The organism is Algoriphagus vanfongensis DSM 17529 (assembly GCF_000429465.1).
Lineage (GTDB): Bacteria > Bacteroidota > Bacteroidia > Cytophagales > Cyclobacteriaceae > Algoriphagus > Algoriphagus vanfongensis.
The window spans coordinates 432430-447773 of sequence record NZ_AUBX01000009.1 but is presented as its reverse complement, the minus strand read 5'-3'; the positions used below and the strand labels follow the sequence as shown (position 1 = coordinate 447773).

The 15344-nt window shown below is 42.6% G+C and carries 12 protein-coding genes and 2 tRNA genes; 9 read left to right on the top strand and 5 right to left on the bottom strand.

The genetic code is table 11. The annotated features are described in order from the left end of the window. Positions 1-29 precede the first annotated feature (29 nt). From truB to G460_RS0103190, 7 genes are all read left to right on the top strand, one after another. A complete protein-coding gene (gene truB, locus G460_RS0103220; RefSeq protein ID WP_026954018.1) occupies positions 30-716 on the top strand; it encodes a tRNA pseudouridine(55) synthase TruB in 687 nt (228 codons plus the stop codon). Next, positions 703-1626 (top strand): bifunctional riboflavin kinase/FAD synthetase, encoded by a 924-nt coding sequence (locus G460_RS0103215; RefSeq protein WP_026954017.1) that lies wholly within the window; start codon positions 703-705, stop codon positions 1624-1626. Before truB ends, G460_RS0103215 begins: the two co-directional genes overlap by 14 nt. A gap of 9 nt (positions 1627-1635) precedes the next feature. Continuing rightward, complete coding sequence (locus G460_RS0103210; RefSeq protein ID WP_026954016.1) at positions 1636-2334, top strand: CoA transferase subunit A; 699 nt, start codon at positions 1636-1638, stop codon at positions 2332-2334. Between the two features lie 26 nt (positions 2335-2360). Further along, a complete protein-coding gene (locus tag G460_RS0103205; RefSeq protein WP_026954015.1) occupies positions 2361-3017 on the top strand; it encodes a 3-oxoacid CoA-transferase subunit B in 657 nt (218 codons plus the stop codon). A 52-nt stretch (positions 3018-3069) separates the two neighbouring features. Then, entirely contained in the window at positions 3070-3411 is a 342-nt protein-coding gene (gldC, locus tag G460_RS0103200) for a gliding motility protein GldC (RefSeq protein ID WP_026954014.1), read from the top strand. A gap of 299 nt (positions 3412-3710) precedes the next feature. Beyond that, complete coding sequence (locus G460_RS0103195; RefSeq protein WP_026954013.1) at positions 3711-6596, top strand: TonB-dependent receptor; 2886 nt, start codon at positions 3711-3713, stop codon at positions 6594-6596. A gap of 11 nt (positions 6597-6607) precedes the next feature. Beyond that, positions 6608-8074 (top strand): hypothetical protein, encoded by a 1467-nt coding sequence (locus G460_RS0103190; protein WP_035463797.1) that lies wholly within the window; start codon positions 6608-6610, stop codon positions 8072-8074. 86 nt (positions 8075-8160) lie between these two features. Here G460_RS0103190 and G460_RS0103185 read toward each other — a convergent pair whose 3' ends face one another. The 3 genes from G460_RS0103185 to G460_RS0103170 form a co-directional block, all read right to left on the bottom strand. Continuing rightward, complete coding sequence (locus G460_RS0103185; protein ID WP_026954011.1) at positions 8161-11580, bottom strand: HEAT repeat domain-containing protein; 3420 nt, start codon at positions 11578-11580, stop codon at positions 8161-8163. Between the two features lie 178 nt (positions 11581-11758). Continuing rightward, positions 11759-11830: transfer RNA gene (locus G460_RS0103175), tRNA-Glu, on the bottom strand. Positions 11831-11915: 85 nt separating this feature from the next. Beyond that, a tRNA-Glu gene (locus G460_RS0103170) sits at positions 11916-11990 on the bottom strand. A gap of 189 nt (positions 11991-12179) precedes the next feature. Between G460_RS0103170 and gap the strand changes: the two genes are divergently transcribed. After that, a complete protein-coding gene (gap, locus tag G460_RS0103165; protein WP_026954010.1) occupies positions 12180-13193 on the top strand; it encodes a type I glyceraldehyde-3-phosphate dehydrogenase in 1014 nt (337 codons plus the stop codon). Between the two features lie 21 nt (positions 13194-13214). Here gap and G460_RS0103160 read toward each other — a convergent pair whose 3' ends face one another. Both G460_RS0103160 and G460_RS21325 read right to left on the bottom strand, forming a co-directional pair. After that, complete coding sequence (locus G460_RS0103160; protein WP_026954009.1) at positions 13215-13829, bottom strand: DUF6134 family protein; 615 nt, start codon at positions 13827-13829, stop codon at positions 13215-13217. Positions 13830-13870: 41 nt separating this feature from the next. Continuing rightward, entirely contained in the window at positions 13871-14482 is a 612-nt protein-coding gene (locus tag G460_RS21325) for a TIGR04282 family arsenosugar biosynthesis glycosyltransferase (RefSeq protein ID WP_035463915.1), read from the bottom strand. Positions 14483-14694: 212 nt separating this feature from the next. On the opposite strand from G460_RS21325, the gene G460_RS0103150 reads away from it, so the two are divergent. Next, complete coding sequence (locus G460_RS0103150; RefSeq protein WP_026954008.1) at positions 14695-15330, top strand: peroxiredoxin; 636 nt, start codon at positions 14695-14697, stop codon at positions 15328-15330. Positions 15331-15344: the final 14 nt, after the last annotated feature.

Genomic DNA, 15344 nt, shown 5'->3' with positions numbered 1-15344 from the left:
TCCAATCAGCCTAAATTCTATTTCAACACATGCAAGAACAAGCCTACGCAGAGGTCTTTTTGATTGACAAACCCAAAGAATGGACATCATTCGATGTAGTCAAAAAAGTGCGGAATGCACTAAAAATCAAAAAGGTCGGCCATGCAGGTACTCTTGATCCTCTGGCTACAGGTTTATTGATCGTTTGCGCTGGTAAAATGACCAAGCAGATCGAAACCTTCATGGGACAGGAAAAGGAATATACCGGGACTTTTGTCATCGGAGAAACCACAGAATCCTTTGATCTGGAAAAACCGGTCGAGTTTGTTGCAGATGCATCCCATATCACTTTGGAGGATGTCTATGCAGCAGCACTTCAATTGACCGGAGATATCATGCAGGTCCCTCCTATGCATTCTGCTATCAAGGTGGACGGTAAGCGTGTATATGAATCAGCCAGAAAAGGTTTGGACGTGAAAATGGAACCTAGACCTGTGCAAGTGAGGGAATTTGAGATTGTCTCCTTTCAAGATAGAGTGGTTGAGTTTCGGATTTCTTGTTCCAAAGGAACCTATATTCGAAGTTTAGCGAGAGATCTTGGTGAAATTTTGGGAGTTGGCGCATACATGAGTTCTCTGTGCAGAACTAGAATTGGCGAATTTCGATTGGAAGAAGCCAAAGACCTTTTGCCTTTGATAGAAGAAATAAAAGCCCGAAGAGCAGATGAAAATCTATGAGGGATTAAATGAGTTTTTGCCTGTAAAAAATCCGGTAGTAACCAGTGGCACCTTTGATGGGGTTCATTTGGGACATCAGAAGATATTGCATCGAATCCGGGAAATCGCCCGATCAGTAGAAGGCGAGACGGTTTTGATTACTTTTTGGCCTCATCCCCGACTGGTGCTCTATCCAGAAGAACATCAGCTTCGACTGCTTTCCACATTTGAAGAGAAAGCAAAACTCCTCCGTCAGTTTGGAATTGATCATTTGGTCACGATTCCCTTTACCAAAGAGTTTTCCCAGCTCAGTTCCAAAGAATTTATTGAAGAGGTCATCGTCCAAAAAATCCAAACCAAAAAGCTGGTTATTGGGTATGATCATCGATTTGGTAAAAATCGGGAAGGATCCTTTGAATATTTGAAAGCAAACTCATCTTCCTTTGGATTTGACCTGGAAGAGATTTCCCGTCAGGATGTCGATGAGATCGGTGTTTCCAGTACCAAAATCCGTCAGGCTTTGGAATCAGGTGATATTGAGACAGCCAATTCCTATCTGGGAAGGCCCTACGAACTGAATGGTTTGGTGATCAAAGGACAGCAAATCGGGAGATCAATCGGCTTTCCGACAGCGAATATCCATATACCAAACGATTATAAATTGATCCCTAAAGATGGGGTCTATGCCGTGGAAGCTTCTGTGAACGGAAGTATCTACAAATCCATGCTCAATATTGGGAATCGGCCTACCGTAGATGGTAGCAAAAAATCAGTGGAAGCTCATCTGTTTGATTTTCAAGGAGACCTGTATGATAAACAAATCACAATTTATCTGCGTGCTTACTTGAGAGAAGAGCAAAAATTTGAGAATTTAGAAGGACTAAAGGCTCAATTGCACAAAGATCAGCAGAGAGCAAAACTCATTTTATAAACCCAAAATATGATCAACAAGGTAATTCAAGACGCCCGGGAAGCTGTCAAGGACATTCCCAGTGGTGCATTTTTGATGATGGGGGGATTTGGTTTGAGTGGAATTCCCGAAAACTGCATTTCTGCCCTTCTGGAAAGAGACATCAATGGATTGACCATTGTATCCAACAACGCCGGAGTAGATGACTTTGGAATTGGCCTTTTGCTCAAAAAGAAAATGGTCAAAAAAATGATTTCCAGCTATGTAGGAGAAAATGCAGAGTTTGAAAGGCAACTTCTTTCAGGTGAATTAGAAGTGGACTTGATACCTCAGGGAACATTGGCAGAAAGAGTCCGAGCAGGTGGCGCTGGAATCCCAGCCTTCTTCACTCCTGCTGGAGTCGGTACTGAAGTCGCTGAGGGTAAGGAAATCCGTGAGTTTGACGGCAAACTTTATCTGATGGAGAGCTGGCTAAGAGCGGATTTTTCTTTAGTAAAGGCGTGGAAAGGCGATTCAGCTGGAAACCTGATATTCAAAGGTACAGCAAGGAATTTCAATCCAATAATGGCTGCAGCCGGTAAAGTATGCATAGCCGAAGTGGAAGAATTGGTCCCGGCTGGTGAATTGGATCCCAATCAGATTCATACCCCTGGCATTTATGTTCAGCGGATTTTTGAGGGAAAAGATTATGAAAAACGAGTCGAGCAAAGGACTATATCCAAGTCCTGATTTTCTAATCTAAAACATCAAGAATCATGTTGACCAAAGAACAAATAGCCCAAAGAATAGCTCAGGAAGTCCAAAATGGACAATATATCAATCTTGGAATCGGTATCCCTACCCTAGTTGCCAATTACATTCCTGAGGAATTGGAAGTAGTTTTGCAATCTGAAAATGGATTGCTTGGAATCGGCCCTTTTCCTACAGAAGAAAACATTGACCCAGATTTAATCAATGCAGGCAAGCAAACCATCACGATGGTAAAAGGTTCAGTCCTGTTTAATTCCGCTGAATCTTTTGCTATGATACGAGGCGGACATGTTCATTTGACCATACTCGGCGCCATGGAAGTGTCAGAAAATGGGGATATCGCCAATTGGAAGATTCCTGGTAAAATGGTGAAAGGAATGGGTGGTGCCATGGATTTGGTAGCCTCAGCAGACAACATCATCGTGGCCATGCAGCATTGCTCTAGAAGTGGTGAATCCAAGCTACTCAAATCTTGTAGCCTTCCAATCACAGGAATTCGATGTGTGAAAAAGATAGTCACAGATATGGCCGTATTGGAAATCGATCCGTCTGGAGGTTTTTTTCTCAAAGAAAGAGCGCCCGGAGTCAGCGTGGAAGAGATCCAATCCAAAACCGAAGGGAAATTGATTATCACTGGAGAAATTCCAGAAATGAAATTTTAAACAAAAATGGAACCTGGGGAAGCTAGATTTGGTTTCACCCAAAATTTATAAAATGAAAAAGTCAGATATCAAATTTCAAATCAGCCTTGACGAGCAAAATGTCCCGAAAGAAATCCTTTGGGATGCTTCTGACAAGGAAAGCGATGGATTAGAATCCACCAAAAGTATCAGTGTCAATGTTTGGGACAATCTCAACCAAAGTACACTTCGGATAGACCTTTGGACGGATGAAATGTCTGTGGTTGAAATGAAGCGTTTTTATATCGACGTAATCGGAGGTATGGCGCAGACGATTTTGACGAGTACTGGAGATGAATTTATGGCAGAAGAGATGAAAGATCTTTGTGACCGGATGGTCAAACATGTCAACGAAGAAAACGCAAAAAGCAAATAATTATAGAGCCTGAATTTGATTCAGGCTTTTTTTTGATCTATCTCAAAATGATTTTTGATTTAGGATTTTTTAATAAAAAATGAAGTCTTGTTGAGATTCACTAATAGTTTCTGCAAATCATTCCAAGTTTTTCAGTAAAGACAGGGTAGTTTCCATTTTTCACCATTTATACCCATTATTGACCATCAATGTTTTTTTAGTAATAGGCATTGAATATTCAGTTTTTGACATAATTTCGGAAGAAATCAACCCTATTCACTCAATTATTACTAATCCTATTTATTAACCCAATTTAGCCTATGAAAAATATTACTCTGTCATATTACAGGGTATTGGTGGCATTCGCATTCTTGGTTTCCATAGGGATCAGTCCAGTTTTTGGACAGACTTCCGTATCGGGAACAGTGTCAGACGCAGATACCCAAGAGACCCTAGTCGGTGTCAATATCCTGGTCAAAGGAAAAGTAGTCGGCACCATTACTGATTTGGATGGCAATTTCAATCTGAATGTCAATCAGCCCTTTCCTTTTACACTTGTCTTCTCCATGGTGGGATATCAAACTATCGAGGTAAACTTTGATAGTGCTCCATCGGGCAAGCTGGATATCCAGATGGAAGAGCAGTCCATGCTAGGTCAGGAAGTCGTCGTATCAGCCTCACGTGTTGAAGAGAATATTCTTCAATCTCCGGTTTCAATCGAAAAAATGGATATCCTAGCTATCCGCGATACCCCTTCGGATAGTTATTACAAGTCCATCGCCAATCTAAAAGGCGTGGACGTCACCAGTTCATCCATCAATTTCCAGATCGTCAATGCTCGGGGATTTAACTCCACAGGTAACACGCGCTTTGTCCAACTCACCGACGGAATGGATACTCAGGCACCTGCCCTCAATTTCCCTATCGGAAATCTCAACGGACCATCGGAGCTGGATGTAGAAAGTGTCGAGTTTATCCCAGGAGCTGCTTCAGCGCTATATGGCCCGAATGCATTTAATGGAATTTTGCTGGTCAACAGTAAGAATGCCTTCGAATATCAAGGGTTCAGTGCTTTTTATAAGCAGGGCTTCAACCATTTCGGAGGACAGGCTGGTGAGCCTAACAGTCCGCAACCCATGTATGAAGGTTCGATTCGCTATGCCAAAGCTTTCAATGACAAGTTTGCTTTTAAAGTCAATGCCTCCTTTATGCGGGCGACTGATTGGTACGGAACGGATCAGACAGATCTGAACATGGCTACGCAAGGCGACTTGCCATTTAATCCAGGAGCCAACCGAGTGCACGTTTTTGGTGATGAAGTTTCCAATAATATAGGCCTTCTCAAAAACGTAGCAGCTATTCAACAACAAGCCAATGCATTGGGATTGGGTGGTTATGTGTCGAGTTTACCAGATCAATTGGTGTCCCGCACAGGCTACGATGAGCAGTTTTTGGTAGATTATGGTGCCAAAAACTTCAAGGTCAACACAGGCTTGTATTGGAGAATCAACGATAGATCTGAATTGAGCTATACCCTGAATTATGGATCTGGTACTTCTGTCTATACTGGAGCTCAAAGGTACTCTTTGAAAGATTTCGAAATCAGCCAACATAAGCTAGAACTCAGAGGTAGCAATTACTTCTTAAGAGCCTATACTACTCGGGAAAACTCAGGGGACTCTTACATCGCTGACTTGACTGGTGTGAATATCAATAGCATCTGGAAAGACAATTCTTCTTGGTTTGGTGAATATGGCATCGCCTATATGGGAGCACTTGCACAGCAAGGTGTGGTTCCTGGTCAACTCGGTACTACCGAGCAGCAAGCCCTGGCGCATCAAGCTGCGAGAGGCTTTGCCGATACAGGTAGAATCATGCCGGGTACTACTGAATTTGATAATGCCTCCAGAGAGGTGCGATCCAACTTCATTCCTGAAGGTTCCCTTTTCAATGATCAGTCCAGCATGTATATGCTAGAGGGACAATATGATTTCAGTAATGAAATCGAATTTATGGACCTGCAAGTAGGTGGTTCTTATCGGGTATATGACTTGAATTCGAACGGGACCATCTTCGCCGATGTGGAAGGAAATGACATCACAATTTCTGAGTTTGGAGCCTATGCCCAAGCTGGAAAGAGAGTCTTGAATGACAAGCTAAAATTGATGGCTTCTCTTCGATATGACAAAAATGAAAACTTTGATGGCCAGTTTAGCCCACGGGTTTCTGGAGTGTTCACAGAGAAAAATCACAACTTCAGATTGTCCTATCAGACTGGTTTCAGAATGCCTACGACACAGGGACAGCACATTGATCTGAATGTGGTTTCTGCCCGACTGATAGGTGGTCTTCCTTATTATCGTGAGAAATACGACATTTTCACCAATGCATTTACCATGGCGTCTGTGGAAGCCTACGTGGCCAAAGTTGGGGCTGGCGTTAGCCCAGTTTCTCCAGAAGCTACTTCCCTGTTGGTGCCGGCGACTGAGGAGGATTTCCCTGAGTTGAGACCTGAGCAGGTTCAGTCTATCGAAGTGGGCTACAAGAGTCTTTTGAGCAACAATAACATCATGATAGACTTTGCTTATTACTACAATGTTTACAATGATTTCATCACTCAAAATGCGGTAAGAAAAGCTCCAGGGCCAGTTTATCCTACTCCTGCCAATGGTGATCAGCTGGCAATCAATGCGGTCAACGCGCCATCTTTGCTGACTCCTGTGACTACTCCAGGTCAGGAAAATACGTTCCAGACTTATACCAATTTCACAGGCAGTGAGGTGAAAGCTCATGGTATGGCTTTAGGTTTGACTTTCAATTTGCCAAGCAACTTTACCATATCTGGAAATTACAATTACAACAAGATGCTAACGGAGCCTGCTGAAGGATTCTTGAATGACTTCAACACTCCAGAGCACAAAGGGAACATCACCTTTGGAAACAGAAAGGTGGCTAAAAACCTAGGTTTCAATGTTGCTTTGAGAAGTCAGTCTGCTTTCCGTTGGGAGTCTTCATTTGCCAGAGGAGAAGTGCCGGCAGTGACTACACTCGACGCACAAGTAAGCTATAAAGTACCATCTATGAAATCCATCTTCAAACTCGGTGGATCCAATGTGACCAACAACAGGTATTTTCTGAACTACGGTGGACCAACTATCGGCGCCATTTACTACCTATCGATCACCTTTGATGAGTTGTTGAGATAAAAATTATATGTATGAAAAAGATAACTAGAAATATAGCATTTGGCTTAGTCATAGGTGGAGCAGTTTCTTGTACTTATGATTTCCCAGAGAATCCCACTCCAGAGCCTACTCCAGGAGAAGCGGATTTTAGCAAGATGGTGGTGATTGGAGACGGAATCGCGGCTGGTTTTATGGACGGTGCACTGTATTCGAGAGGTCAGCAAAACTCCTTTGCAGTGCAGCTTGCTGCTCAAATGCAAACCATCAATGGCTCCGACTTTAATCTACCCGATATCAATTCTGAAAATGGATTTTATGCGGTAGGTCCTGGAGGGGTGGCTTTGGGAAGGTTGATTTTAAAAACCCAAAATGGTACTACAGCGCCGGCCCCTATTGGAGTTGGTGATTTTCCAACTGCATTCGGTGGTGATAAAGCTGCTTTGAATAATTTCTCAGTACCGAATATGACTTTAGGCTTGGCATTAATCCCTCAAACTGGAGGTCCAAATGTCCCGCAAAATCCAGCCTACAATCCATTGTATGCAAGATTTGCATCTCAACCTGGCGTATCTACGCCTATCGGAGATGCTGCAGCGGCTCTAGCACAAGGTGGAACTTTCTTTACCTTCTGGCTTGGTAGCAGTGATGTACTAGGGTATGCCGTTGGTGGAGCTTCCAATCCAGCCCTACTTACCTCTGAATCTGATTTTACAATGAGATTCAACGCAGCTTTGGGGACCCTTCTCAGCACCGTGCCGGAAGCGAAAGGTGCGGTTGGTAATATTCCCGATCTGAATGTATTGCCTTATTTCAATTTGGTACCGTGGAACTCCCTTCCGCTTGACGCAGCTACTGCGGCATTTGTCAACCAGAATTTTACAGCATACAATGGAGGTTTGCTTCAGCTAGAAGCTATGGGAGCCATTTCAGCATCTGAGCGTGAATTGAGAACAGTCAATTTTGTAGCAGGACAAAACGGCTATTTGATGAGTGATGAAAACCTCACAGATTTGTCCGGCTTTGGATTGCCTTCTATTCGTCAAAGCAATTCGACTGATAAATCCACATTGACGCTTTCTCAAGTCTTGGGACAGCCTGTTAACAATGATCCTCAGAGTATCAGAGGCGTCAGCTATCCTGTGGAAGATATGTATGTCTTGACCCCTGCTGAGCAAAATGAAATACAATCAAGCATTGACGCTTTCAACCAAATCATCCAAGCGGCCGTGCAGAGCAGTGATGCCAGATTGGTTTTGGTAGATGTCAATGGACTTTTGAATCAGGTTCTTGCGGGTGGAGTTAGCTACAATGGTCAGGCATTGACTGCTAGCATTATTCCACCAAATGGCGGTTTTTCAGTAGATGGTATCCATCCAAATGGCAGAGCTCATGCTTTCGTAGCCAACGAATTCATTGAGCAAATCAATGCCAAATGGGGATCAAATATTCCTATGATCAATCCAAATGCAGTAGTAGGAAATGATCTTCCTGTCAATTAAGAATTTGACCAATCAACCAATAGAAAAAGGCTTATCGAATTGATAAGCCTTTTTTGTTGGAAATTCTTTCTGATTAAATGTTGCTTTTAGTCATCCTGATTCAATACACTCAAGAAACTCACCAAATCTCTGATTTCTCGTTTGCTTAAGAGATCCCCCATATTTGGCATGCTGGATGGAGCCAGTTTCTTGGATTTGATCTCAGAAGCTTGATAAGTTTTTTCAGGTTCCGAACCCACTTTCACAGTTACACTTTGCTCCGAATCTGCCATTACGGTACCTGTGACAGTTTCACCATTTTCCAATTCCAAAGTAACAAATCCATAGCCTGGAGACAGTCTATGACTTGGCTCTACCAAGGCAATCAGCAGATCCTCTCTGCTCAGACGGTTTGCCACTCCATTTAATCTCGGACCGGCATTTCCTCCCATGTCATCGTAGGCATGACAGCGGATACATTGTGCGGTTTGATTTTGGAAAAACATCGAGCGACCTGCACGTACGCTTCCTTCAGCCAATGCTCCAGAGAATCTTTTCCAAGGTTCATCACCAGCTTTATCATCCAATAAGGCGCTAAGACGGTTTTGAAGCTCCTCGGAACCTGTTGCTTCAATCGCTTCCTCGAGTTCGATCCAAGTCACAGTAGGTAGTTTGTTAGCTTCGAAATCCTTCAAAATAGTATCCCACTCAGTCAGAGATGCACTATTTTCCATAGAGCCTAAAGTCAATAAGGCTGTTTGTTTTTCAGGATTAGTTCTCTTTTGGATGATATCCATCAGCAAAGATACCTTTTGATCAGCCGCAATTTCTGTTTCAGAAAGCAATGCCAAGCCACCGACTCGGACTTCCTGACTTGCATCATTCATGGCGGCCGAAATAGCCTCAGAAAGTTCTTTAGCTTTCATACGATCCAGTGCTCGCAAGGATTCTACTTTCACTTCTCCCGCAGGATCGGTTTTCACATGTGCCAATAAAGCCTCTCCAGCATCTTCGAGATTCAATTTTCCCATAGCTTTGGCAGCTTCCACGCGGATGGCTGCGTTAGAATTATTCAAAGTATTTATCAGCGTAGCTTTACTTTTTTCCTTAATCAGGCTAGCTTCCCGTGTGACCTCTCCTCTGAATCGTCCGTCCACTCTGTCAACCAAGGATGGTTTTGCCCAGGTACCCACAATGGCAATGGCCTCCAATTTTAGAGTCTGTGAAGCATTATTTTTGGAAATATAAGCCAAGACCTCATTGAGCTCCTTCTCTCCTCCTACTCGTTGGCTGGCACTCAAAACACGTCTCATGAGAGGTTCATTGCCAAAAGGAGTTGTATTTAGGATAGCTGCCAGGTCAGGAAGTGCCTGTGGAACAGAAAAATCGTCATGAATCGCTCTGGCAGCTTCGGTGACGATCAATTCATCAGAATCATTTAAGAAACTTGCCAAAGCAGGACTAGCCATTCTCCTGAGGGCCAATACAGCTCCCATTCTCACTGCTGCGGATGAGTGACTATGAAGGCTGGCAAGTTTATTTTCATTTCCGATTCGGGACAATGCCAAACTCGCTGCATGTCGGATGTAGGCGTCTTCATCATTATTTGATTCTAAAAGGGCAATCAAAGGCTCAGTTGCATTGGAATCTTCTGCTCTTCCCAAAGCCTCCGCTGCAAAGAATCGAACTCTGGCATTTTCATGCGTCAAGTTTGAAATCAAATCTGCACTTGCCTTTTTGTATTTGATATCTCCTAGCCATTTGGCGGACAAAGCCTGGATCTCAGGATCTGAATCTTTCAGATAAGGTACCAAAGCATCCGCATAGTCCATGTTGTCCAAGCGCGCTATCTGGCTGATCCCTACCAAAGCATTAACTCTGGCCAGTTGAGAAGTCTTATCTGCCAATACTTTCTTGAATTGTTCGAAGCCTTTATCGCCTCTTTTTGCCAATTCAAACTGGGCTTTTCTGCGAACTCTTAGATCCGTGTGATAAAGCTTTCCGCCAAGTATTTCCTCAGAATCTTTAGAATAATCCGCCTTCAGTTCTTTCTCTGTATCAGCTTGGGCTTCTTTATTGGCAAATTCTGGATCTGTCAATTTCCATATTCGACCATAGTTTTTGGTATCCCAGCCATTGATCCAATCTGCAAAATATAAAGCCCCGTCAGGACCAAAATCCATCCCGGTAGGTAGAAGGCCTGAAAGAATTCTTTCTGCTGACTTGAGTTCAAAACTTGCTCCATTTGGCTCCAGCGTAAAAGCATGAATTCCTGAATTAGCTGGATTTCCGACGAATTCGACCAAAAAGAAATGATCTTTCCACCGATCACCAAGCGCGGTACCCGGATTATAAAGCATTCCTGTAGGTCCAGAGACATAGTTAATGATCGGAGGTGTGATAAATGCTGCCTGCTTGTCCCAACGAGGTTTGAAATACTCCTCATCCATCCAGACTTTATAAGTATTGTTGTCAGGATCGCGGTATTTTCCAAACTGCCAATTGGTTCTCCAGCCAGTGTCAGAACCGTTGGTGATATAAACAAGTCTCTCTTTTTCTCCCGGATGATCGCCGTCGTTGTCTCCAGCGATCAAGTTGGTATGCGCATCAAAAACGAATTCATGGGTATTTCGTACTCCCATGGCAAAAATTTCAAAATCTGACCCATCAGGATTTGCCCGGGCGATGACACCTCTATTGGGATATTTCCATTCTTTTCCGTCAGGACCTTTGCCATTGAAACCAATGTCTCCGATACCCCAATAGACCCGACCATCAGGGCCCATTTCCAGACCAGACATGCCATGACCTCCAAAACCTATATGAATGCCGTAGCCATGAGATATGGAGGTCTTCTCATCCATGATCCCGTCACCATTCTGATCCACCAATCTCCACATATCCGGCCCAACACCTACATAGAGTGCGTCCTCCCCCATCATGACTGCTCCAGCCACGTCTGTGACTTCATCATTGAAATCCTCTGCCACGATCTGCATGAAATCAGCCAGACCATCCCCATCAGTATCCTTGAGCTTGTAGATTTGCTCTTTTTCTACCGTCATATCTTTCCAGTCATGCGAACCATCTCCATTGACATCGGCGAGCCAAGTGTTCATCTCACTTCTTTCAGGTGAAAGTTCACTACGGAGAAAGGCCCTCTTATCCTCGATGGTTTCTAAGGCGATAGATCGTATTTCCCAATCCTGATGACCCCGAATATCAAATTCCGAGTTCTTCTGACGATTGGTTCGAGTGTAATAAAGATCCCCCTGATCCGTGATCTGAATAGAGATGGGGTCAAAGACTAAGGAGTCAACTCCCCAAATCGCAAGCTCCAAGCCTTCTTTGTAGGTAGGATTAGTCTGTGAAAGTGCGGCTTCTGCCTGAGGTTTTAACTCTTCTGGTGTAAAAGTACGGATTCGGGTATCTACAGGCTCATCTTTGGCACAGGATGCCACCACCAGACCTATGGAAGCAATAATTGCCAAAATGGACCTGGAGGGTTTGTTTTGGGTTGGTTTCATTTTGATAAATAGTGTTTTGAGAAACGCAAAATAATCAAAATGAACTTGGGAAAAATTCCATTAATCAAAAAGGTCCAGAAAACAAAAATCCCGATCAAGGATCGGGATTTTGTTCACTTTAACCACTAACAACCATAAAACAAAAATGTTTAAACAAGCGGTGACTGAGCTTGTATAGTAGTCCGTACGGGAATCGAACCCGTGTTTCATCCGTGAAAGGGATGCGTCCTAACCCCTAGACGAACGGACCGTGGGGTATTCTGTATTTATCAGAATGTTTTTTGAATTTTCAATAATTAAGATCAGATCTCTAACTGATTGAAAATCAACAATAATGGTAGTCCGTACGGGAATCGAACCCGTGTTTCATCCGTGAAAGGGATGCGTCCTAACCCCTAGACGAACGGACCATTATTTGCCTCAGAAAACGTGCTTTTCCGTAAGGTTGTGCAAATATAGAGGCTTCATTTTACAATAACAAAAGGGACACAAAAATTTCTTTGGTTTCACTCCTAAAAAGCTGATCACAAGCAATTAAATTTTCTTTTTACTGCTTTGAAATCCTTTTTTCTAATTTTGCAGGGCATTAGAAACAGGTCATGAATAAAAGAGTAACCCGAATAGCAATTAATGGTTTTGGAAGAATTGGTAGATATACTGCCAAGCTGATTTTGGACCATCCCGAATTTGAATTGGTAGCCATCAACGATCTGGCCGATGACGAGGCAATCGCACACTTGCTGAAGTACGATTCCATTCATGGAAAACTGAATTTGCCCATCACTGTCCAAAACTCTGTTTTGAATGTAGGCGATCATTCCATCCGCTTACTTAGCCAGTCTGCTCCCGAGAAGCTTCCTTGGGACGAATTGAAGATTGATTTGGTCATCGAAAGCACCGGTAGATTCACTGACAGAACTGCTGCTGAAAAACACATTCAGGCTGGAGCCAAAAAGGTTATCATTTCGGCTCCTTCGCAAGATCCCTCTATCAAAATGGTGGTGTTGGGTGTAAATGAAAGCATCTTGTCTGGTGAAGAAAAAATCATTTCCAATGCCTCTTGCACGACCAATTGCCTAGCGCCTATGATCCAAGTACTGGAAAAGGAATTTGGTATCGTCAAGGGCTATGCATCGACAGTACACTCCTATACCAACGATCAAAACCTTCATGATGCTCCACATCGTGATCTGAGAAGAGCCCGAGCTGCGGCCTACTCTATCATCCCTACGACCACTAATGCAGGGAAAGCTCTAGACCGCGTCATGCCTGAGATAGAGGGAAAAATAGAAGCATCGGCCATGCGTGTACCGGTCCCGGATGGGTCCTTGACTGACCTCATCGTAGAATTGAAGACTGATGCCTCTCCAGAGCAAATCAATCAGGCATATTTCAAAGCTTCTCAAAATGAACTCCAAGGAATCATCCAAGTAGAGCAGGATCCAATTGTATCTATGGACATCATAGGCAATCCATATTCTTGTATCATAGATGCTTCTCTCACATCTTCCAAGGGTAGTCTGGTCAAAGTAGTCGGTTGGTATGACAATGAAGCCGGATATGCCAATCGTTTGGTTCAGCTAGCTGGTTTACTAGCCAGTCATCTTTCTTGATTAGTTAAAAATCGGATTCAATTAATAGATTCGGTGCATGACAAAGTTTTTGATCGGATTCTCGATCATGACCTTGTCCAGCACTCCGTTCTCGTAATAGAATTGATTTTTGTTTCCATTGATGGTCATTTGAAAAACATTGGGTTCGACTTCGATGATAGGGCTGGTCAGTCCGTAAGTTTCTGACAAAATAATATCCCCGTCTTTGGGTTTGGTAAAAAATAGTTTGCTGATACAGCTAAATACCTCTTCGGAAATGGGAGTTGAATTTTCGTATTTATAAGTTTCTGACTGAACTTGGTAATGATCTTTCTTCCAGAATATCTTAGATAAAAAATCACCTTTATTAGTCTGCGAGTCCACGGTAGACTCCATAAATTTTCCATTTCGAAAAATACAGTCGACTTGATGGTTGAGGTAGATTTTTCCAAAAAACCAAAAACTCACTTGGCTTTGCAAATCATAGGTTTCAATAGAATCCTTTCTGGTTCTTTTGGCTTCCATGTTCCCGATACTAATCCCCAAAACCTTGATTTGAAAAGCAGCCGAATCTATTTTTTGACCAAAAGATTCAAATGAAAAAACTAGGAAGATTCCCAGACTGCATGCCAAGACTATAAATCTGAAATTTTTCAATTTTTAATTCAAAGTAAAGTTTATAATATTTTCAAAACCAATTATTTATATACAATTCCATTTCTTTGAAGATAGGCATTCCAATCTGCTTCTGTATCAATATCAGATAGTGTTTCGAGCAGCAAATAACTAGACTCAAGCTCATCGATCTTTGAAATGGTTTCTTTCAAAACTGAATCCGTACTCCAGTTGACTCCTGCAAATAGCTCAGGATAATAGTTGCGCATTCCCAATAGGTAATAGCCTCCATCCGCTGCTGGCCCGATTGTGACTTGGGCCTGTTCCAAACTATCAAAAGCAGACTCCAAAAGTTCGGTAGATATCTCCGGGCAATCAGTTCCAATAATCAGCACTTTAGAATATCCTAAGTCAAAAGCAGTCCCAAAGGCATCCCGCATTTTATCTCCCAGATTACCTTCTTTTTGTAGATAATAGAAGTGGGAAGAACTGGAACTTCTATCAGGAATGAAGCGTGAAAAAAACAGAAGCTTATCTGCATTTAGATCTTCCACAGCGTCGAATGTCCGATCGACCAGATATTCATAGATTTTCAATGCCTCTTCATCTCCAATCATCTGAGCTAGCCTAGTTTTGACTTTGCCCAATTCTGGATTTTTCTGAAAAATGATAATGGCTCTCTTTTCTGAATTCACTGAATAGTCGGATGGTTTGTCATGAAAGGTCGCAGTCCTAAAATTCGAATCATAGGAAAATTCGGAATTTGATAAAATATTCTGGCATTTCAATAGTTAGGATTGAAATGGATCGACAGGGTTACAAAGTTTTTGTGAAAATAAAATCAAACAAATTGGAACAATTTTTAACTTTATCCTATTATCCCTATAGACTTTAAATAAAACTAACCATGACATTAAGATTAGGTGATCTTGCGCCAAATTTTCAGGCAGAAACCACAGCAGGACAAATCGATTTTTATGAGTATTTAGGTGATGGATGGGGAGTACTTTTCTCTCATCCAGCAGACTATACTCCAGTATGTACCACAGAACTAGGCACTGTAGCCAAGCTCCAAAAGGAATTTGCAAAGAGAAACACCAAAGTAATGGCACTCTCTGTAGATGGACTGGAAAGCCACAAAGGTTGGATTGGTGACATCAATGAAACTCAGGGAACAGAAGTGAACTTTCCTATCATAGCGGATGAAGACAGAAAAGTAGCCGGTTTGTATGATATGATTCACCCCAATTCAAACGAAAACTTTACCGTTCGCTCAGTTTTCGTGATTGGAAATGACAAGAAAATCAAACTGATTATTACCTATCCAGCAAGTACTGGAAGAAACTTTGATGAGCTATTAAGAGTGATCGACTCCCTCCAGTTGACAGCCAATTACTCTGTAGCTACACCTGCTAACTGGAAGCATGGAGAAGATGTAGTCATCGCCCCGGCGATCAAAGATGCGGATATCCCTTCCAAATTTCCGAAAGGCCATACTGTGGTCAAACCTTATTTGAGAACTACTCCGCAACCGGACTTATAACAAAAAAGGGCTTA

Coding starts and splice junctions, on each gene's coding strand:
- G460_RS0103210 (WP_026954016.1), top strand. CDS start 1,636: ATGATCAACAAGGTAATTCAAGACGCCCGGGAAGCTGTCAAGGACATT.
- G460_RS0103215 (WP_026954017.1), top strand. CDS start 703: ATGAAAATCTATGAGGGATTAAATGAGTTTTTGCCTGTAAAAAATCCG.
- gap (WP_026954010.1), top strand. CDS start 12,180: ATGAATAAAAGAGTAACCCGAATAGCAATTAATGGTTTTGGAAGAATT.
- G460_RS0103190 (WP_035463797.1), top strand. CDS start 6,608: ATGAAAAAGATAACTAGAAATATAGCATTTGGCTTAGTCATAGGTGGA.
- G460_RS0103205 (WP_026954015.1), top strand. CDS start 2,361: ATGTTGACCAAAGAACAAATAGCCCAAAGAATAGCTCAGGAAGTCCAA.
- G460_RS0103185 (WP_026954011.1), bottom strand. CDS start 11,580: ATGAAACCAACCCAAAACAAACCCTCCAGGTCCATTTTGGCAATTATT.
- G460_RS0103195 (WP_026954013.1), top strand. CDS start 3,711: ATGAAAAATATTACTCTGTCATATTACAGGGTATTGGTGGCATTCGCA.
- truB (WP_026954018.1), top strand. CDS start 30: ATGCAAGAACAAGCCTACGCAGAGGTCTTTTTGATTGACAAACCCAAA.
- gldC (WP_026954014.1), top strand. CDS start 3,070: ATGAAAAAGTCAGATATCAAATTTCAAATCAGCCTTGACGAGCAAAAT.
- G460_RS0103150 (WP_026954008.1), top strand. CDS start 14,695: ATGACATTAAGATTAGGTGATCTTGCGCCAAATTTTCAGGCAGAAACC.